Annotated in this window: 21 protein-coding genes; 15 read left to right on the top strand and 6 right to left on the bottom strand. The window is 64.8% G+C overall.

Annotation, left to right across the window (positions count from 1 at the left end; all coding sequences use genetic code 11):
- The first annotated feature begins 9 nt into the window (after window positions 1-9).
- The 5 genes from G3572_RS05445 to ureC are packed head-to-tail and all read left to right on the top strand — an operon-like array spanning window position 10 to window position 3,282.
- Complete coding sequence (locus G3572_RS05445) at window positions 10-312, top strand: urease subunit gamma (protein WP_164609615.1); 303 nt, start codon at window positions 10-12, stop codon at window positions 310-312.
- A 13-nt stretch (window positions 313-325) separates the two neighbouring features.
- Entirely contained in the window at window positions 326-892 is a 567-nt protein-coding gene (locus tag G3572_RS05440; protein ID WP_164609614.1) for a HupE/UreJ family protein, read from the top strand.
- Between the two features lie 4 nt (window positions 893-896).
- Window positions 897-1,202 (top strand): urease subunit beta, encoded by a 306-nt coding sequence (locus tag G3572_RS05435; protein ID WP_164609613.1) that lies wholly within the window; start codon window positions 897-899, stop codon window positions 1,200-1,202.
- A gap of 12 nt (window positions 1,203-1,214) precedes the next feature.
- Window positions 1,215-1,529, top strand: a complete 315-nt coding sequence (locus G3572_RS05430) for an antifreeze protein (protein ID WP_164609612.1) — start codon at window positions 1,215-1,217, stop codon at window positions 1,527-1,529.
- 16 nt (window positions 1,530-1,545) lie between these two features.
- Window positions 1,546-3,282 (top strand): urease subunit alpha, encoded by a 1,737-nt coding sequence (ureC, locus tag G3572_RS05425; RefSeq protein WP_164609611.1) that lies wholly within the window; start codon window positions 1,546-1,548, stop codon window positions 3,280-3,282.
- Between the two features lie 7 nt (window positions 3,283-3,289).
- Here the strand turns inward: ureC and G3572_RS05420 are convergent, their stop codons facing one another.
- The gene (locus tag G3572_RS05420; protein ID WP_164609610.1) at window positions 3,290-3,460 is read right to left on the bottom strand and encodes a hypothetical protein; all 171 of its coding nucleotides are present in this window, start codon (window positions 3,458-3,460) and stop codon (window positions 3,290-3,292) included.
- A gap of 107 nt (window positions 3,461-3,567) precedes the next feature.
- Between G3572_RS05420 and G3572_RS05415 the strand changes: the two genes are divergently transcribed.
- The 9 genes from G3572_RS05415 to G3572_RS05375 all read left to right on the top strand — a co-directional run bounded on the left by G3572_RS05415 (window position 3,568) and on the right by G3572_RS05375 (window position 12,826).
- Window positions 3,568-4,104, top strand: a complete 537-nt coding sequence (locus tag G3572_RS05415) for an urease accessory protein UreE (RefSeq protein ID WP_164609609.1) — start codon at window positions 3,568-3,570, stop codon at window positions 4,102-4,104.
- Window positions 4,105-4,113: 9 nt separating this feature from the next.
- Window positions 4,114-4,749 carry an urease accessory protein UreF gene (locus G3572_RS05410; RefSeq protein ID WP_164609608.1) on the top strand — a complete coding sequence of 212 codons (636 nt, stop codon included), beginning with the start codon at window positions 4,114-4,116 and terminating at the stop codon, window positions 4,747-4,749.
- A complete protein-coding gene (gene ureG, locus G3572_RS05405; RefSeq protein WP_164609607.1) occupies window positions 4,746-5,381 on the top strand; it encodes an urease accessory protein UreG in 636 nt (211 codons plus the stop codon). Before G3572_RS05410 ends, ureG begins: the two co-directional genes overlap by 4 nt.
- 456 nt (window positions 5,382-5,837) lie before the next feature.
- The gene (gene urtA, locus G3572_RS05400; protein WP_435530960.1) at window positions 5,838-7,073 is read left to right on the top strand and encodes an urea ABC transporter substrate-binding protein; all 1,236 of its coding nucleotides are present in this window, start codon (window positions 5,838-5,840) and stop codon (window positions 7,071-7,073) included.
- A 66-nt stretch (window positions 7,074-7,139) separates the two neighbouring features.
- Window positions 7,140-9,101, top strand: coding sequence for an urea ABC transporter permease subunit UrtB (gene urtB / locus G3572_RS05395; RefSeq protein WP_164609605.1), 1,962 nt, complete (start codon window positions 7,140-7,142; stop codon window positions 9,099-9,101).
- Between the two features lie 88 nt (window positions 9,102-9,189).
- Window positions 9,190-10,422: an urea ABC transporter permease subunit UrtC gene (urtC, locus tag G3572_RS05390; RefSeq protein ID WP_164609604.1), complete on the top strand. Its 1,233-nt coding sequence runs from the start codon at window positions 9,190-9,192 to the stop codon at window positions 10,420-10,422.
- Window positions 10,419-11,168 carry an urea ABC transporter ATP-binding protein UrtD gene (gene urtD, locus G3572_RS05385; protein ID WP_164609603.1) on the top strand — a complete coding sequence of 250 codons (750 nt, stop codon included), beginning with the start codon at window positions 10,419-10,421 and terminating at the stop codon, window positions 11,166-11,168. Before urtC ends, urtD begins: the two co-directional genes overlap by 4 nt.
- Window positions 11,165-11,860, top strand: coding sequence for an urea ABC transporter ATP-binding subunit UrtE (urtE, locus tag G3572_RS05380; RefSeq protein WP_164609602.1), 696 nt, complete (start codon window positions 11,165-11,167; stop codon window positions 11,858-11,860). Before urtD ends, urtE begins: the two co-directional genes overlap by 4 nt.
- 240 nt (window positions 11,861-12,100) lie before the next feature.
- Window positions 12,101-12,826: a nucleoside triphosphate hydrolase gene (locus G3572_RS05375; protein WP_354003989.1), complete on the top strand. Its 726-nt coding sequence runs from the start codon at window positions 12,101-12,103 to the stop codon at window positions 12,824-12,826.
- Between the two features lie 7 nt (window positions 12,827-12,833).
- On the opposite strand, the gene modC is transcribed toward G3572_RS05375, so the two are convergent.
- The 3 genes from modC to modA are packed head-to-tail and all read right to left on the bottom strand — an operon-like array spanning window position 12,834 to window position 15,402.
- Window positions 12,834-13,922: a molybdenum ABC transporter ATP-binding protein gene (gene modC / locus G3572_RS05370; RefSeq protein WP_164609601.1), complete on the bottom strand. Its 1,089-nt coding sequence runs from the start codon at window positions 13,920-13,922 to the stop codon at window positions 12,834-12,836.
- On the bottom strand, window positions 13,919-14,617 hold the full coding sequence (gene modB / locus G3572_RS05365; protein WP_164609600.1) for a molybdate ABC transporter permease subunit: 699 nt from the start codon (window positions 14,615-14,617) through the stop codon (window positions 13,919-13,921). The genes modC and modB overlap by 4 nt, the downstream gene beginning before the upstream one ends.
- 26 nt (window positions 14,618-14,643) lie before the next feature.
- Window positions 14,644-15,402, bottom strand: coding sequence for a molybdate ABC transporter substrate-binding protein (modA, locus tag G3572_RS05360; RefSeq protein ID WP_164609599.1), 759 nt, complete (start codon window positions 15,400-15,402; stop codon window positions 14,644-14,646).
- Window positions 15,403-15,574: 172 nt separating this feature from the next.
- Between modA and G3572_RS05355 the strand changes: the two genes are divergently transcribed.
- The gene (locus G3572_RS05355; protein ID WP_164609598.1) at window positions 15,575-16,891 is read left to right on the top strand and encodes an acetamidase/formamidase family protein; all 1,317 of its coding nucleotides are present in this window, start codon (window positions 15,575-15,577) and stop codon (window positions 16,889-16,891) included.
- Window positions 16,892-17,074: 183 nt separating this feature from the next.
- Here G3572_RS05355 and copM read toward each other — a convergent pair whose 3' ends face one another.
- A complete protein-coding gene (gene copM / locus G3572_RS05350) occupies window positions 17,075-17,539 on the bottom strand; it encodes a CopM family metallochaperone (RefSeq protein ID WP_240335404.1) in 465 nt (154 codons plus the stop codon).
- 20 nt (window positions 17,540-17,559) lie between these two features.
- On the bottom strand, window positions 17,560-17,748 hold the full coding sequence (locus tag G3572_RS05345; RefSeq protein WP_164609596.1) for a heavy-metal-associated domain-containing protein: 189 nt from the start codon (window positions 17,746-17,748) through the stop codon (window positions 17,560-17,562).
- Between the last annotated feature and the right edge of the window lie 145 nt (window positions 17,749-17,893).

Genomic DNA, 17,893 nt, shown 5'->3' with positions numbered 1-17,893 from the left:
GGAGATATCATGAACCTGACCCCCCGTGAGAAAGACAAGCTGCTGGTCAGCCTCGCCGCAATGGTGGCGCGTGGCAGACTGGCGCGCGGTGTCAAGCTGAACCATCCCGAGGCCATCGCTTTGATCACCGACTTTGTGGTCGAAGGGGCGCGCGACGGTCGTCGTGTTGCCGACCTGATGGAAGCGGGGGCCAATGTGATCCGTGCCGATCAATGCATGCCCGGGGTGCCAGAGATGATCCATTCCGTGCAGGTCGAAGCCACATTTCCTGATGGCACCAAACTTGTCACCGTTCACCATCCGATCCGTTGAGAAAGGCTCCTTGATGAAAAGACTTATGCTGACACTCGGGACCTCTGTCTTGTTGCCGCAGGCGGCGGCAGCGCATGTGGGCGATCATGGCGTATCGGACTTCATCTCGGGGGTCCTGCATCCCGTCAGCGGGGCCGATCATGTCCTGGCAATGGTCGCGGTGGGTTTGTGGGCTGCGGTCAGCGGGGGACGCGCGCTCTGGGCGCTGCCCCTCGGCTTTGTCGCGGCGATGCTGGTCGGCGGCGGGCTGGGGGCGCTTGGCCTCGGTTTGCCGGGGGTCGAGCCGATGATTCTTGCCTCTAGCGTGCTGCTCGGTGTGCTCGCGGCGCTTGCGTGGCGTGCGCCACTGGCGGTTGGTGTGGCCATTGTGGCGGGTTTTGGCCTGTTCCACGGCCATGCACATGGCACCGAGGGACCGACATCCGGCGTGCTGGCCTATGCCGCGGGTTTTGGTCTTGCGACGATGGGGCTTCACCTTGGCGGCGTTGGTCTGGGGGTCGCCCTGAACCGCCTTTCGGTGCGCGCTCTGGGGGCCGGGACTGCTGTCGCGGGGCTCGCCTTGGCCTTTGTGCAAGGATAACCCGATGATACCCGGAGAGATTTTTCCAGCCGATGGCGACATCACCCTGAATGCGGGTGCCGAGGTGACCGTGCTTCAGGTGGCCAATACCGGCGATCGCCCCATTCAGGTTGGCAGCCATTACCACTTTGCCGAGACCAATGCGGGCCTGTCTTTTGACCGCGCCGCCGCCCGTGGACAGCGGCTCGATATTCCCGCAGGCACCGCCGTGCGCTTCGAACCCGGCCAAACCCGAGAGGTTCGCCTTGTGCCGCTGGCGGGCGCACGCCATGTCTATGGCTTCAACGCCCAAGTGATGGGCGCCTTGTAGGAGCCACAAGCCATGACGCCCTTCACCCCCGTCGATCTGATGCGCCTGTCGATAAACACCTCGATCATGCTGGTGCAGGCACAAAGTGTGATTGCCATGCGCATGATGGGCATGGCGGGGGTCTGGACGGTTCTGCCCAGCGAGAACAGCCGCATGGTCAGCGAAAAGCTGCGCGCGGTGGTCATGGCCGGGGCTGCTGCCCAGAAATCCGCCCTATCGGGCGGGTCTGCCACCCAGATCGCCGAGGCCGCGCTTGCCCCGGTGCATCGCGCGACTGCCGCCAACGCCCGCCGCCTGACGCGAAGCGGGCCGAAATCCCTGTTCTGACAGAAAGGTTCCCCCCATGCCCTTCGTGCTTTCCCGTGCGGCCTATGCCGATATGTATGGCCCGACGGTTGGAGACAGGGTGCGGCTCGGCGACACCGATCTGATTATCGAGGTGGAGCGTGACCTGATCGCCGAGCGCAGCGGTTCCAACACCAGCCGCTATGGCGAAGAGGTGAAGTTCGGCGGCGGCAAGGTCATCCGCGACGGCATGGGGCAAAGCCAGATCACGCGGGCGCAAGGGGCGATGGATACCGTCATCACCAATGCGCTGATTGTGGACTATACCGGCATCTACAAAGCAGATGTCGGCCTGCGCGATGGCAAGATCGCGGTCATCGGCAAGGCGGGCAATCCCGATACTCAGCCGGAGGTGAATGTCATCATCGGGCCGGGCACCGAGATTATCGCGGGCGAGGGGCGTATTCTCACAGCGGGCGGCATGGATGCCCATATCCATTTCATCTGCCCGCAACAGATCGATGATGCGCTCCATTCGGGCCTGACCACCATGCTTGGCGGCGGCACGGGGCCAGCGCACGGCACTTTGGCCACCACCTGCACACCGGGGCCGTGGCATCTGGGCCGCATGATGCAGGCGGCGGATGCGCTGCCGATGAACCTCGGGTTTGCCGGCAAGGGCAATGCATCCTTGCCTGCCGCGCTGGAAGAGCAGGTGCGGGCGGGCGCGTCCTGTCTGAAACTGCACGAAGACTGGGGCACGACCCCCGCCGCGATCGATTGTTGCCTGACCGTGGCTGACGCGATGGACGTGCAGGTGATGATCCACACAGATACGTTGAACGAAAGCGGCTTTGTCGAGAACACGCTCAAGGCCATCGCGGGCCGCACCATCCACGCTTTCCACACCGAAGGCGCCGGTGGCGGCCATGCGCCCGATATCATCAAGGTGGTGGCCAGCCAGAACATCCTGCCCTCGTCAACCAACCCGACGATGCCCTACACGGTGAACACCATCGAAGAGCATCTCGACATGCTGATGGTCTGCCACCACCTTGACCGCAAGGTGCCCGAAGACGTGGCCTTTGCCGAAAGCCGGATACGCCGCGAGACGATTGCCGCCGAAGATATCCTGCATGATCTGGGCGCATTCTCGGTGCTGTCGTCGGACAGTCAGGCGATGGGGCGGGTGGGAGAGGTCATTACCCGCACATGGCAGACCGCGCATAAAATGAAGCTGCAACGGGGGCGGCTGGACGGCGAGCAGGGCGCGAATGACAATCTGCGGGTCCGCCGCTATATCGCGAAGTACACGATCAACCCGGCCATCGTGCATGGGGTGTCCGAGCATATCGGCAGTATCGAGGTCGGAAAGCGTGCCGATCTGGTGTTATGGAGCCCGGCTTTCTTCGGGGCGAAGCCCGAAATGGTGCTGATGGGGGGTGTGATCGTGGTTGCGCAGATGGGCGATCCCAATGCCAGTATCCCGACGCCGCAGCCCGTGCACAGCCGCAGGATGTTCGGCACCTATGGCCGCAGTGTGGAGCGCAATGCGGTGATCTTTGTCAGTCAGGCTGCGCAGGAAGATGGCATCGGCGCGCGCCTTGGGCTGGCAAAAGACACTCTGGCGGTCAAAGGCACCCGGGGGGTCAAGAAAGCCGACATGAAGCTCAATTCCGCCACCCCCCAGATCGAGGTTGACCCCGAGACATACGAGGTGCGGGCCGACGGTGTGCTTTTGACCTGCGAGCCGGCAGAGGATCTGCCTTTGGCGCAGCGTTATTTCCTCTATTGAGGCAGGGTCAGTGCACGGGCTGCGCCGCCATGCGCTGGATTGGCCAGCCGGGACGCAAGGGGGGCGGTGTGTCCTTGACCGTGTTCAGCGCCTCTTGCAAGTGGAGTTCGCGCAGCCGCAGTCGCATCAGTTGCGCGCGCACAAGGGCCAGTTCATGTTCGATATCAGATGTTTGCATGATCTTCTCCGCCAAGGGCCAAGTGTTTGCAGCCTGCGCCTGATTGATTAACGAATCCCTGATGTTTTCGAAGTTTCTCCGACAGACCACAGCCGCAAGGATATGTCATGACCGACCTTTCCCCCGCCCGCCGCCTTCTGACGACGGCCCCCGCCCAGTGCCATGATGTTGTGGTCCTCAGCTATGACGAACGCCTGATCCGCCGCAAACGGCTGGTCACATCGGCTGGCGCGGGCTTTCTTGTCGATCTGCCCGAGGTGACCAACCTTGACGCCTTCTGGGGCTTTGAGCTGGAGGATGGCCGCGCAATCGGCGTGGTTGCCGCCGAAGAGCCTGTGCTTGAAATCACCGGGCCCGATCTGGCCCGATATGCGTGGCACATCGGCAACCGCCATACCCCCTGTCAGGTCGAGCCCGCACGTCTCGTGATCCGCGCCGATCATGTGCTGGAGGCGATGCTGCGGCAGCTTGGGGCCACGGTGCGCGCGGACAAGGCCGCCTTCACGCCCGAGGTCGGGGCCTATGGACTGGGCCGTCCGATGGGGCATGACCACGGACCGGCAGACGCAGACGGGCATGGCCACGCCCACCACCATGACCATCATCACCATGATCATGACCATCATCACCATGCCAAGGCGTGACCGGCAGCCATGAGCCGTGATCTGCTGACTCTTGTGCAATGGCTCTCGCCTGCCTTTCCGACGGGGGGCTTTGCCTATTCGCACGGGCTGGAAGCCGCGATTTCCGCAGGACAGGTTCGCGGGTCGAAATACCTTTGCCTCTGGCTTTCCGAAGTGCTCGACTTCGGGGCCGGACGTCAGGATGCCATTTTGCTTGTCCATGCCCTGCAGGACGGAGCCGATCACGATGCGCTCGATACGCTGACCCGTGCGCTGCAGCCTTCGGCAGAACGGTTGCAGGAAACTCTCGATCAAGGCAGCGCCTTTGCCCGCACCGTTTCGGGGTTGAGCGAGCGGAACCTGCCCGCCCGCTGTCTGCCGGTTGCGGTCGGAGAGGCGGCGGCACCGCTGGATTTGCCCCGTCCGCAGATCGTGGCGCTTTACCTGCACGCCTTTGCGGCGAACCTGACCTCTGTCGCCATGCGCTTCATGCCCTTGGGGCAGGCCGAAGGGCAGGGCGTTCTGGCCGCGTTGCATCCCAAGATCGAGGCTTTGGCCCAGGAAGCGGTGACATTGACCCTCGATGATCTGGGCAGCGCGGCCCTCGGGGCCGACCTCTCGGCGCTCGCACATGAAACGATGGATGTAAGGATTTTCAGAACATGAGCGTGAACGGACCTCTGCGCGTCGGCATCGGCGGCCCGGTGGGCGCAGGCAAGACCACCCTGACCGAGCAGTTGGCCCGCGCCCTTGCGGGTCGTTGTTCGATGGCTGTCATCACCAATGACATCTACACCCGCGAAGACGCCGAATACCTCATGCGCGCGCAGGTGCTGCCTGCCGACCGCATCCGCGGGGTCGAGACTGGCGGCTGCCCGCACACGGCCATCCGCGAGGATGCAAGCATCAACCTTGCCGCCATTGCGGAATTGCGCGCGCTGCACCCCGATCTGGATCTCATCCTGATTGAATCGGGCGGTGACAATCTGGCGGCGACCTATAGTCCCGAACTGGCCGACATCACCATCTATGTGATCGACACCGCTGCCGGACAGGATATTCCGCGCAAGCGCGGGCCGGGGGTGACACGGTCAGACCTGCTCATCGTGAACAAGACCGATCTTGCGCCCTATGTCGGGGTCGATCCGGTCTTGCTCGCCGCCGATACCGCAAAGGCCCGTGGACAGCGTCCCTATATCCTCGCACGGCTGCGCGAGGGGCAGGGCGTTGCCGAAGTGGTGCGCTTTCTGGAGCGTGAAGGCGGGCTGGATTTGCGGCCCGAGCAGGCGGCAAGTTGACGTAACGGCACCCTTTTTCTTCACTTCGCCCCCACAAACCCCGGCCTGTCCGGGGTTTGTGCGTTTTGATCAATTTGCGATCAGTTCCCTGGGTCGAATCGTCCGGTCCTGCCGCAGTCCGCGCAATTCTTGGGCGTGGCTGCGTTATCCCGCTCATTTTTGTAGCAAATTTTCTGATGGCGCACGGCACGCGCGGGCCTGCCTCACCCTCGCCTTGCCGCGCTGCGGCAATGACGCTTTCGTGACAAGGCAAGCCGGTTCCGGACTGCGCAAGAACAAAGGATGTGCGGTGGCGGCCGCGAATTGGACCTCCGCCACCACCGCACGGGGTGCAACAGAGTTGCCGCACACAGATAGTCTTTCCTTCACCGCAAGGAAAGCCCGTCTGTCCGCGCGGCCCAAAGAGGGTAAACCATGTCGATTTTCAAGGGAGCGCTGCTGGCTTCTGCCATTGCCATGACGGCAGGACAGGTCATCGCACAGGAAGACACCATCAAGGTCGGTGTCCTGCATTCGCTGTCGGGTTCGATGGCAATTTCGGAGACAACGCTCAAGGACGTGATGCTGATGCTCATCGAAGAGCAAAACGCCAAGGGCGGTGTTCTGGGCAAAAAGCTTGAAGCTGTGGTCGTGGACCCGGCCTCTGACTGGCCGCTGTTTGCGGAAAAGGCGCGCGAGCTGATGACCGTGTCGAATGTCGATGTGATGTTCGGCTGCTGGACCTCTGTTTCGCGCAAATCCGTGCTGCCGGTGATCGAAGAGTTGAACGGGTTGCTGTTCTATCCGGTGCAATACGAAGGTGAAGAATCCTCGAAGAACGTGTTCTACACCGGAGCCGCGCCGAACCAGCAGGCCATTCCGGCCACCGATTACTTCCTCGAGGAACTCGGCGTCGAAAAATTCGCGCTGCTCGGGACCGACTATGTTTATCCGCGCACCACGAATAACATTCTGGAAAGCTATCTGAAGTCCAAAGGCATCGCTGAAAGCGATATCTTTGTGAACTACACGCCCTTTGGCCATTCCGACTGGTCCAAGATCGTCGCCGATGTTGTGGCCCTTGGTGCCGATGGCAAAAAGGTGGGCGTGATTTCCACCATCAACGGCGATGCCAACATCGGCTTCTACAAGGAACTGGCCGCAGCGGGCGTTTCAGCCGATGATATTCCGGTCGTCGCCTTCTCGGTCGGCGAAGAGGAACTGTCGGGTCTGGATACCTCCAACCTCGTCGGCCATCTGGCGGCATGGAACTACTTCCAGTCCGCGGAGTCTGATCTGAATAGCGAATGGATCGCCAAGTGGAAAGCTTTCGCGGGCGAAAACCGTGTGTTCAACGACCCGATGGAAGCCCATGTCATCGGCTTCAACCTCTGGGTTCAGGCAGTTGAAAAGGCTGGCACCACCGATGTCGATGCGGTCCGCAGTGCCATGTATGGCCTCGAAACCCCGAACCTGACCGGGGGCATCGCCAAGATGCTGCCGAACCACCACCTGACCAAACCGGTGCTCATCGGCGAAATCCGCGCCGACGGCCAGTTCGACATCGTCTCCTCGACCGAGCCGGTCCCGGGCGACGCATGGACCGACTTCCTGCCGGAATCGGCGGTGCTCGAAGCCGATTGGGCCGAACTCGGCTGCGGCATGTACAACACCGAAACCAAGACCTGCGTGCAGATCAAGTCCAACTACTGATCGCATCAGGCGGGAGGCGGCTGCGCCTCCCGCCCTTCTCTTTTTCCCCAAATGCAAGGCCCACCCATGCGCGCCGCCGTTGCCGCCCTTGTTCTCGTGCTCGTTTCCCTGTTGCCGCTTGCCGCGCTCGCCCAAGGCGATCCTCAGGTCTCTGCGGCGCAGATTGTCGAGAACAACCGCGCCCAGATCGAAAAGCCCTCGCGCCAGACCATCGGGCCGGTGATCTCGGCCCTCGCCGCCAGCGGTGATCCGCAGGCCGTCGACATCTTGACCGCTTGGGCAAACCGCGGCCTTGGCCTGCGCAAAAGCGACGGGGCCTTCGTGCTCATGACCGAAACAGCCGATGGCTATGCCCTGCGCCTGCTCGACGGCACCGATGCCGGCACAGCCGCACGCGCCGACATCACGGAACTGCGGCCCAATTCCGGCGTGCGCGGCGTCATCGCCAATGCCCTTGTGCAATTTCAGCTGACTGATCCCGACCGCGCCCGCCGCGCCAGTGCCCTGACCACCATCGCGCGCGATCCCGCGCCTGAATTGCTCGAGCCGCTGCGCGCCTCGCTCGAGGCCGAGACCGATCCGGCTTTGCGCGCCCAGAAAGACCGGCTCAACCGCCTGTTGACGCTGCGCTTCGATCCCGATCCGGCCGCCCGCATCGCCGCCATTGACAGCTTTTCGGGCGATCTCGGGCTCGATCTGCGCGCTGCGCTCAACCCGCTTCTCGCCACCACCAGACGGGCGGCACCGCAAGGCACCGCACTGGAGGGAAACATCGCGCGCGAGCTTGATCCCGGCAGCGATCTGACCGAGACCGAGGCCTATGATCTGCTGGTCGCCGCCAATCTCGCCCCGGCCCGCCTCACCCCGGCCGAACTCAAGGCGGCCCTTGTCGCCAACATCGTGGATGGCGCCGTTGCGGGCATCCCGCTGGCCGAGTTGAACACCCAGGCCGCCCGCAACCGTGCCTATACCGCGCTCGAGGTGGCCGGCCTTGTTCCGATTGCCGCCACCGACGAGGAAGTCACGCAAAGCGTCGCGGCGCATCGTTTCTTCGAGACCTATGCCGAAGCCGATGCCAGCGTGACCGCCGCCGCGAGTTCGGTGCTGTCGGGGATCGAGATCAAACTCGGCACCATGCAGATGGCCGATCTGACGCTCGATGCCCTGTCGCTCGCCTCCATCTACTTCCTCGCGGCCATCGGACTCGCCATCACCTTCGGGGTGATGCGGGTGATCAACATGGCCCACGGGGAATTCATCATGATGGGGGCCTATACCGGCTATGTGGTGCAGCTTTTCATCCCCAACTACACCCTCTCGCTGGTGGTGGCGCTGCCGCTGGCCTTTCTCGTGACCTTCGCCGCCGGTGTCGCGATGGAGCGTCTGGTGATCCGCCACCTTTACAAGCGTCCGCTGGAAACGCTTCTGGCCACCTTCGGCATTTCCATCGCCCTGCAACAACTGGCCAAGAATATCTTCGGAACGCAGGCCCGCCCCCTGACCTCGCCCGCCTGGCTCGACGGGGCGCTCACCTTCAACGACATCGTGTCGATCAGCTATATCCGCGTGGCCATTTTCGTGCTGGCGCTCTTGTTCCTCATGTTCTTCCTCTGGCTGATGAAGCGCACGCGGCTCGGCCTCGAGGTGCGGGCGGTGACGCAAAACCCGTCGATGGCCGCCTCGATGGGCATCAATCCCGACCGGATCAACATGCTCACCTTCGGCCTCGGCTCCGGCATCGCGGGCATTGCCGGCATTGCCATCGGCCTCTTTGCCAAGGTCACCTCGGAACTCGGCAACGACTACATCGTGCAAAGCTTCATGACGGTGGTCGTCGGGGGCGTCGGCAATATCTGGGGCACGCTGGCAGGCGCGCTGATGATCGGCACTCTGCAAAAGGGGATCGAGTGGTTCAACCCCTCCAACACCCTTGCCGCACAGACCTATATGATCCTCTTCATCATTCTGTTCATCCAGTTCCGGCCAAGGGGCATCATCGCCCTCAAGGGCCGCGCCGCGGGGGACTGAGACCCATGCTTCCCCTGTCATCTGTTCATAAATATCCCACGGGGGTGCGGGGGTGTGAAACCCCCGCTGCCAACGCCAGAGGCCGCGCATGACCCGAACATTTCTCGCCCGCAATCCCTCGGTCCTGATCTTCCTGCTGATCCTGTCGCTGTTCACCCTCGGCGTCACCGTCCTGTCCGAGGCTTATGGCATCGCCTTTCTGTCCACGTCCTTCATCAAGACGCTGGGCAAGACGCTCTGCCTCTGCCTTGCCGCGCTCGCGATGGACCTGATCTGGGGTTATGCTGGCATCCTCAGCCTCGGCCACATGGCGTTCTTCGCGCTTGGTGGCTACATGATCGGGATGTGGCTGATGTATGCCCGCACCGAAGGCATCGTGATCACGGCACTCTCGAACGAGGCACTGCCCGCCACCGCACAGGAAATCCAGAACGGCATCGCCGCGCAGATCTTCGGGGTTGTCGGGGCGTCGGAACTGCCCGGAGTTTGGCTTTTCGCCCATTCGCTGCCGCTGCAACTGGCGCTGGTGGTGCTGGTGCCGGGGCTGTTGGCGCTTGCCTTTGGCTGGCTCGCCTTCCGCAGCCGGGTGACGGGGGTTTACCTGTCGATCCTGACGCAGGCGATGACCCTCGCGCTCGCGCTCTATCTCTTCCAGAACGACTCCGGCCTGCGTGGCAACAACGGCCTCTCGGGTTTGCAGAACATTCCCGGCCTCGACGGGGTCTCGCAGGACCGCATCTCTGTCTGGTTCCTCTGGGCATCGGCTTTTGCCCTCGGGATGGGCTATCTGCTGGTCGCCTGGGTGGTTTCGGGCAAGTTCGGCTCGGTGATCCGCGCCATCCGGGATGACGAGGCGCGGGTGCGTTTCCTCGGCTACTCGGTCGAGGGCTACAAGCTGTTTGTCTTCACCCTCACCGCCATCATCGCCGCCATCGCGGGGGCGCTGTACTATCCGCAGGCGGGCATCATCAACCCGGCCGAACTCGCCCCCATCGCCAGCATCTATCTGGCGGTCTGGGTCGCGATCGGCGGGCGCGGGCGGCTTTACGGGGCGGTGATCGGTGCGGCGCTGGTGTCGCTCCTGTCATCCTGGTTCACGGGCGGGCGGGCGCCGTCGATCAACCTTGGCTTCTACACGATCAACTGGGTGGATTGGTGGCTGATCCTGCTGGGCCTGTCCTTCGTCGCGGTGACCCTGTTTGCGCCCAAGGGGATCGGCGGATTGTTCGACCTTTTGCAGGGCTTGCGCAGCCCGGACCGCAAGGGTGCGCCGCTTGGCCCCGATGACGGGGCGCTCTTGGAGAAGGAGGCCAAGGAATGAGCCAGCTTCTGGAAGTTTCGGGCGTCTCCGTCACCTTCGACGGGTTCCGCGCGATCAACAACCTCTCCTTCTCGATCGGGCCGGCCGAATTGCGGGCGATCATCGGGCCGAACGGGGCGGGCAAGACGACATTCATGGACATCGTCACCGGCAAGACGCGGCCCGACGAGGGGCGGGTGCTGTGGGGAGAGCGGTCGCAATCGCTCTTGTCGATGTCTGAGGCACAGATCGCGCGGGCGGGGGTGGGGCGGAAGTTTCAGCGGCCTACGGTGTTTGAGGATCAGACGGTCGCCGACAATCTGATGATGGCACTCAAGGCCGCGCGCGGGCCTTTGGCGGTGCTGTTCTGGTCGCCCAAACCCGCCGACCATTCCCGCGTCGCCGAACTTGCCGCCGAGGTCGGTCTGGGCGACGCACTGGCCCGCAAGTCGGGCGAGCTTTCGCACGGGCAGAAGCAATGGCTGGAGATTGGCATGCTCTTGGCGCAGGAGCCGCAGCTTCTGCTGGTCGATGAACCGGCAGCGGGAATGACGCTGGCCGAGCGGGAGCATACCACGCGGCTTCTGGTGGAACTCGCCAAAACCCGCGCGGTCGTCGTGGTGGAACATGACATGGAATTCGTGCGCCGTCTGAACTGCAAGGTGACGGTGCTGCATGAAGGGTCCGTGCTGGCCGAGGGCAGTCTGGACCATGTCACCCGCAATCCGCAGGTGATCGACGTTTATCTGGGGCGGTCCGAGAGATGATCAGAACCGAAGGCCTGACGCTGCACTACGGGGGCAGCCAAATTTTGCACGGCATCAGCATGGAGGCGCGCGCGGGGGAGGTGACCTGCGTGATGGGGACCAACGGGGTGGGCAAGACCTCGCTCCTGAAGGCGCTGGCGGGGACGCATCCGCGCTCGGGCGGGTCGGTCTGGCTGGGCGGCGAGGAGGTGCCGGTGGTGCCGCCACAGGGGATGGCGCGGCGGGGGCTGGCGGTGGTGCCGCAGGGCCGGATGATCTTTCCGCTGCTGACGGTCCGCGAGAACATGGAGACGGCCTATGCCCTGCTGCCGCGGGCGGAGCATCGCATTCCGGACGAGATTTTCGAGCTGTTCCCGATCCTCAAGGAGTTCCTTCACCGCAGGGGGGGTGATCTTTCGGGGGGGCAGCAGCAGCAGCTGGCCATCGCGCGGGCGATGATCATGAAGCCCCGCGTCTTGCTGCTGGACGAGCCGACCGAGGGCATCCAGCCCAACATCATCCAGCAGATCGGGAGGGTCATCGAGTACCTCAAGGGGAAGGGGGACATGGCGATCATTCTGGTCGAGCAGTACTTCGAGTTTGCCTATGGATTGGCCGACCGGTTTTATGTGCTGCGGCGGGGGGAGGTGGCTCTGGAGGGGGACAAGGCGAGCCTTTCCAAGGACGTGCTGCGCGCCACGGTTTCGGTTTAGGGCGTGATGTAACACGGTGGGCGAAATCATAAGCCGTTATTTTTCAATGGCTTGACCTGTGGGGATTCATGGAAAATTAACGCCTTGGGGCCTTGGGGCCTTGGGGCCTTGGGGCCTTGGGGCTTTGGAAGCGTCAGGCATTTGTGGCGCGGTTTTCTGCGTGGCTCTGGCTTGGCTGTCGTTTGCGGGATTCTGCGGTTTTGGCTTGCGCCCCGGCGGGTGCTGGCCAAGAGAAGGCGCGTGCGCCAGAATGGCGGCGTGCCGGAGGCGGAGGTAAGTGTGATGGACAGGCAAGAGGCAGCGCAGGCATCGCCAGCAGCGGGTGCGGCGGCAGACACGGGGACGCAACACACGCGGGAATTGGCCGAGGCCATTCTGGGACGCTTGGCAGATCGGCGGATGGTGGTGGCCATCGCGGGCGCGCCGGGGTCGGGCAAGTCGACCTTGGCCGAAGCCCTGTGCGAGACGTTGAACGGCCTGCGTGCCGGAGTGGCGGCGGTGATGCCGATGGATGGCTACCACCTTGACAATGCGCTGCTCGACGCGCGGGGCCTTCGCGCGCGCAAGGGATCGCCGCCCACATTCGACGTGGACGGGCTGGCGCGCGATCTGGCGCGGGTGCGGGCGGGGGACAGGCCCGTGATCTTGCCAGTGTTCGACCGTGATCTGGACCTTGCCCGTGCGGGCGCGCGGGAGGTCGGGCCGGAGGTTCCGGTGATCTTGCTCGAAGGCAATTACCTGTTGCTGGATCGGGCCCCTTGGCGCGATCTGGCGCCGATGTTCGACATGACGGTGTTTGTCGAGGTGCCGGAGGCGGAACTGGAACGGCGGCTGATCGCGCGCTGGCTGCACCACGGCTATGCGCCCGAGGTGGCGCAGGCGCGGGCGCTGGGCAATGACATTCCCAATGCGCGGCTGGTGGCGGCGCAGTCGCGCCCTGCCGATGTGACGCTGCGGCAAGGCTAGGCGCGCCTTAGCCGCTGCCGACGTTTTCCTGCGCGACCGACAGGGCCTTGATGATGGCATAGACCGGCAGGCCGGGGGTGAGGGCCAAGGCTTGCGCCGAGCGGCGGGTGATGCGGGCGAGAATAACCTCTCCCTTGGCGTCAAGGCGCACCAATGCGCCGGGGCCGTCGCCCTGACGGATATCGCGCACGGTGGCGGGCAGGATGTTCAGGGCAGAGATGCCGACGGGGCGGCTGGTGGCCAGCATCACATCCTGCGCCAGAATGCGGATGCGCAGGCTTGCCCCCGTGGGGGCGGCAACGCGGGGCAGCCAGAGCGGGCCGCTGGCGCTGTCGAGCCGGGTCAGGCCATCGTCTTCCTGCGCGGCGACGCGGACGGTGAGCAGCGCGCCCGCCTCGCGCAGGCCAAGGCCGGGGGCGGTGGCGGGATCTGACAGCAGGGCGGCGGTGGGGCCGCTGGCGGTGACGCGGCCTGCATCCATCAGCACGACGGTATTGGCGAGCCGTGCCACCTCGGCCATCGCGTGGCTGACATAGAGGATGGGCAGGTGCAGATCATCGCGCAGCCGTTCCAGATAGGGCAGGATTTCGGCCTTGCGCGCCTCATCCAGTGCGGCGAGCGGCTCGTCCAGTGCCAGAAGGCGCGGGTTTGACAGGATGGCGCGGCCGATGGCGACGCGGCTTTTCTCGCCGCCCGAGAGGGTGGCGGGGCGGCGTTCGAGCAGGGGTGCGATGCCCAAGAGGTCGACGATACGGGTAAAATCGGGGGCGTCGGGCGTCGCCGGCACGAACCAGCGGCCATAGAGCAGGTTTTGCCGCACGGTCAGATGCGGGAACAGGCGGGCATCCTGGAACACATAGCCGATGCGGCGGCGGTGCGGCGGCAGGTCGATGCCGTGCGCGCTGTCAAACAGGGTGCTGCCTGCGGCGGTGATCGTCCCTGCGTCGGGGCGCAAGAGGCCCGCAACGGCGTTGATGACGGTGCTTTTGCCCGAGCCGGAGCGCCCGAACAGCGCGGTGACACCGGGCGGGGCGTCAAAGGCCACATCGAGCGCGAAGCCTGCAAAGCGGTGGCGGAGGCTGATCTGGAGTGTCATTGCCCCGATATCCTGCGCGCGACCGCCCGTGCCACCCATTCCGACAGCAAGAGCGCGGCCATTGCGATGACGATGGCGATCCAGACCAGGCGGGCGGCATTCGCCTCGCCCCCCGGCACCTGAAGGAAGGCGTAGATGGCGGAAGGCAGGGTCTGCGTCTGGCCGGGGATGTTCGACACAAAGGTGATGGTGGCCCCGAATTCCCCCATCGCCTTGGCAAAGGCGAGGATGGCCCCCGCGATGACGCCGGGCAGGATCAGCGGCAGGGTGACGGTGGCAAAGACCCAAGGCCGCGATGCGCCCAAGGTGGCGGCGGCCTGTTCGAGCTTCGGGTCTACCGCCTCTATCGCGAGGCGCATGGCGCGCACCATGAGCGGGAAGGCCATGACGGCGGCGGCAAGGGCTGCGCCGGTCCAGCGGAAGGCAAGGACGATGCCGAACCACTGGTCAAGGTATTGCCCGATGCCGCCCCGCCTGCCGAAGGTCATCAGCAGGAGGTATCCGGTGACGACGGGGGGCAGGATCAGCGGCAGGTGGACAAGCCCGTTCAGCAGGTGCTTGCCGCGAAACTGCCAGCGGGCGAGGGCATAGGCAACGAGCAGGCCGAGGGGCAGGCTGGCCAGCGTGGCCCAGAACGAGACGCGCAGCGACAGGGCCACCGCGCGCCATTCATCGGGGGAGAGCCAATCTGTCATCGCCTCTGTCCTGTCGGGTGGTCCTGTCAGTTCAGGATCACAAAGCCTTGCGCCGCGAATGTGGCATCCGCCGCGTCCGAGGACAATGCTTCAAGGAAGGCGGCATCGGCAGGATCGGCCGCGTTTGTCAGCAGGGCGGCGGGGTAGGTGATGGGCGGATGGCTGTCGGCGGGGAAGCTGGCGACGACGGTCACGCTGTCATCTGCGGTGGCATCGGTGGCGTAGACGATGCCGAGGGGGGCCTCGCCGCTGGCGACGAGGGTGAGGGCGGCGCGCACGTTTTCGGATTGCGCGACGGAGGGGGCGACGCTGGCCCAGAGGCCGAGGGTTTCAAGCGCGGCCTTGCCGTATTGGCCGGCGGGAACGGCATCGACCATCGCCATCGAGAGCTTGCCGGTGCCGAGGCGGGCGGGGAGCTGGTCTTTGGCGGCGAGATCGAGGGGCGGGGCATCTGTGCCATGCGCGATCAGGACGAGGCGGTTGCCCCAGAGGTCGGCGCGGCTGTCCTTGGCGATCAGGCCTTCGGTGGCGACGGCATCCATCCAGTCGGTCGCGGCGGAGAGGAAGATGTCGGCGGGGGCGCCGGCGATGATCTGGCGGGCCAGCGCGCCCGAGCCGCCGTAGCTGATGGTGACGCGGTGGCCGGTTTCGGCCTCGAAGGCGGCGGCGAAACTGTCGAGCGCGGTTTTCAGCGAGGCGGCGGCGAAGACCACCACCTCGTCGGCGCGGACAGGTGCGGCGAGGGTGGTGGCGAGGGCGGTGGCAAGCGGGATGAGGGGGCGCAAGGGGGCTCCTGTGCTCGGGCATTGGCGGCAGTATCGGATGGGGCGGGCGGCGGCGGCAAGCGCATTTGCGCATGCCTTTGCCGTTGTCGCGCTGGCTTGCAGCGCGCGCGGCGGGCGCTAGGTTTTCCGGCAAGGTCTTGCAGGACCGGGATATCACAACAGGGGGTTGAACATGGCAGACGGAAGCCGGGCGCCGACGCGCCGCAGCATCGTGGTTTCGGATTTTACCAACAGTGTGCTTGATCCCGAGGCGCCGATGCTGGGGCCGGTGGAGAATGGCGGCACCATCATCGCCAATACCGCGCCGGGGTGCTGGGGGCCGATGATCACGCCCGCCCTGCGCGGCGGGCACGAGGTGACGCGGCCTGTCTACATCGAAGGGGCCGAGGTGGGCGACGGGGTGGCGATCCGCATCCGCGACATCACGGTGACATCGCTGGCGACCGCCTCGGGCCATGATTCCTCGCCCGAGGGGTTCTGTCTGGGCGATCCCTATGTCGCGGGGCGCTGCCCGGTCTGCGAGACGGTCTGGCCCGAAACCCATGTCGAGGGGATCGGACAGCAGGCGGTGAAGTGCGACCGTTGCGGCAATGCGGTAACGCCCTTTGCCATCGTCCACGGCTATACGGTCACCTTTGACGAAAGCCGCGCGGTCGGGCTGACGCTGCCGCAGGCGGCGGCCGAGACGATTGCGCGCGAGGCCAACCATTACGCGGCCTTGCCCGACCAGAGCCGCCAGCATTCCATCCTGACCTTTGCGCCTTCGGACATGCCCGGCACGCTGGTGCGGATGCGGCCCTTCATGGGGCAGCTTGGCACCTGCCCGTCGATGGCGATGCCCGACAGCCACAATGCCGGCGATTTCGGGTCTTTCCTTGTGGGCGCGCCGCATGACTATGCGATCACCGCCGAACAACTGGCCGAGCACAAGACCGACGGGCATATGGACATCGACGCCGTGCGCGCGGGGGCGATCCTTGTCTGCCCTGTCAAGGTGCGGGGCGCGGGCGTCTACATGGGCGACATGCACGCAGGCCAAGGAGATGGCGAGATTGCCGGACATACGATGGATGTGGCGGGCAGCGTGACGCTTCAGGTCGAGGTGGTGAAGAACTACCCGCTGGATGGTCCGGTGCTGTTCCCGCTGGAGGAGGACCTGCCGCCGATGGCGCGGCCCTTCACCGCCGCCGAGACCGCGAAAGGGCAGCGGCTTGCAGCCCGATGGGGCGTTGCCGAGATCGAACCGCTGGCCCCGATTTCGGTGATCGGCACGGCGGCGAACCTGAACCTTGCCATCGAGAACGGGCTGGCGCGGGCGGCAAAACTGCTGGGCATGACGGTGGCCGAGGTGCGCAATCGCGCCACGGTGAACGGGGCCATCGAGATCGGGCGCGCGCCGGGGGTGATCCAGGTGACCTTCCTTGCGCCGCTGTCGCGTCTGGATGCGGTGGGCCTCGGCGATTACGCGCGCGAGCAATATAACCTTTGAGCCAAGCCTGCGGGCCTTTGCGGGCGGGGCCATGCGCCGCATCCGCAAGGGCCAGAGCGGGGTGACGCAAGCGCCTTTGTCCTGCCGCCTGACAACTGACCCGATGGCAAGGATCTGCCCGCCCTTCGCATGGGGCGGGCAGATTTCGTGGCGGATCGGGTCTGCCGCTGGCGGGTCGCGGCCTTAGCGGCCACGGGCGGCGAGCCAAGCCTTCATCTGGGCGATTTCGCGTTCCTGCGCCGCGATCACCTCTTGCGCCAAGGCGCGCACCTCGGGGTCGGTGCCGTATTGGAGCGCGATTTGTGCCATCGCCACGGCGGCCTCATGGTGCGGGATCATGCCGACCATGAAATCGACATCGGGATCGCCGGTGAAAGGCACCATCATGTCGGCCATCATCTTGTCCATCGCGGCGGCATAGGCCTTGGTGGCCGGATCGTCGGCAAATTCCGGCGGGATGAGCGAGGCGTGGTTCATCATGGGCATGTCGCCCATGCTGCCGTGGTCCATCGTGCCGTGGTCCATCGCGCCGTGACCGCCGTTTCCGTGACCCATTGCGGAATGATCCATGCCCTTCATCTGGGCAAAGGCGATGCCGCCCGCGACGGCAAGGGCGGCGGCCGTCAGTGCAAGTGCGGTTTTTTTCATTCTTTTCTCCTTCTGGTCAGTCATGCAGGCGCAAAGCCGGCCTCGGTAAGGGCAGCGACGATCTGTTCGCGCGGGGCGGTCGTGGTGATGTCAACCCGGCGGCTGGCCGGATCGGCCTGCACCGTCGCCTGCGCGTCGACGCCTTGCACGGCCTTGGTCACACCGCGGGCGCAGCCGCCGCAGGTCATTGTTTCGATGTGGAATTGCATCGCATCCCTCTTGTCGTTGCATGTCGGTGGGCTGAAGATGGGGCTTCCAAGCGTTGGAAGGTCAAGAGGAGTTTTCCGGAAACTTTGGCCCTTGACCTTCCAACGGTGGGAAGCCCTATCTGTCGAGGGCAGCCCCATTTCACCT

This window comes from Pseudotabrizicola algicola (assembly GCF_010915705.1).
Taxonomy (GTDB): Bacteria; Pseudomonadota; Alphaproteobacteria; order Rhodobacterales; family Rhodobacteraceae; genus Pseudotabrizicola; species Pseudotabrizicola algicola.
This window is presented reverse-complemented; position numbering and strand designations above follow the sequence as displayed.

Bases quoted from the DNA above. Each gene is read 5' to 3' on its own strand.
- urtD (WP_164609603.1), top strand. From the start codon at position 10,419: ATGAGCCAGCTTCTGGAAGTTTCGGGCGTCTCCGTCACCTTCGACGGG.
- G3572_RS05415 (WP_164609609.1), top strand. From the start codon at position 3,568: ATGACCGACCTTTCCCCCGCCCGCCGCCTTCTGACGACGGCCCCCGCC.
- copM (WP_240335404.1), bottom strand. From the start codon at position 17,539: ATGAAAAAAACCGCACTTGCACTGACGGCCGCCGCCCTTGCCGTCGCG.
- G3572_RS05345 (WP_164609596.1), bottom strand. From the start codon at position 17,748: ATGCAATTCCACATCGAAACAATGACCTGCGGCGGCTGCGCCCGCGGT.
- modB (WP_164609600.1), bottom strand. From the start codon at position 14,617: ATGACAGATTGGCTCTCCCCCGATGAATGGCGCGCGGTGGCCCTGTCG.
- G3572_RS05420 (WP_164609610.1), bottom strand. From the start codon at position 3,460: ATGCAAACATCTGATATCGAACATGAACTGGCCCTTGTGCGCGCGCAA.
- G3572_RS05410 (WP_164609608.1), top strand. From the start codon at position 4,114: ATGAGCCGTGATCTGCTGACTCTTGTGCAATGGCTCTCGCCTGCCTTT.
- G3572_RS05440 (WP_164609614.1), top strand. From the start codon at position 326: ATGAAAAGACTTATGCTGACACTCGGGACCTCTGTCTTGTTGCCGCAG.
- modC (WP_164609601.1), bottom strand. From the start codon at position 13,922: ATGACACTCCAGATCAGCCTCCGCCACCGCTTTGCAGGCTTCGCGCTC.
- G3572_RS05355 (WP_164609598.1), top strand. From the start codon at position 15,575: ATGGCAGACGGAAGCCGGGCGCCGACGCGCCGCAGCATCGTGGTTTCG.
- G3572_RS05435 (WP_164609613.1), top strand. From the start codon at position 897: ATGATACCCGGAGAGATTTTTCCAGCCGATGGCGACATCACCCTGAAT.
- ureC (WP_164609611.1), top strand. From the start codon at position 1,546: ATGCCCTTCGTGCTTTCCCGTGCGGCCTATGCCGATATGTATGGCCCG.
- urtA (WP_435530960.1), top strand. From the start codon at position 5,838: ATGACGGCAGGACAGGTCATCGCACAGGAAGACACCATCAAGGTCGGT.
- urtB (WP_164609605.1), top strand. From the start codon at position 7,140: ATGCGCGCCGCCGTTGCCGCCCTTGTTCTCGTGCTCGTTTCCCTGTTG.
- ureG (WP_164609607.1), top strand. From the start codon at position 4,746: ATGAGCGTGAACGGACCTCTGCGCGTCGGCATCGGCGGCCCGGTGGGC.
- G3572_RS05430 (WP_164609612.1), top strand. From the start codon at position 1,215: ATGACGCCCTTCACCCCCGTCGATCTGATGCGCCTGTCGATAAACACC.
- urtC (WP_164609604.1), top strand. From the start codon at position 9,190: ATGACCCGAACATTTCTCGCCCGCAATCCCTCGGTCCTGATCTTCCTG.
- G3572_RS05445 (WP_164609615.1), top strand. From the start codon at position 10: ATGAACCTGACCCCCCGTGAGAAAGACAAGCTGCTGGTCAGCCTCGCC.
- urtE (WP_164609602.1), top strand. From the start codon at position 11,165: ATGATCAGAACCGAAGGCCTGACGCTGCACTACGGGGGCAGCCAAATT.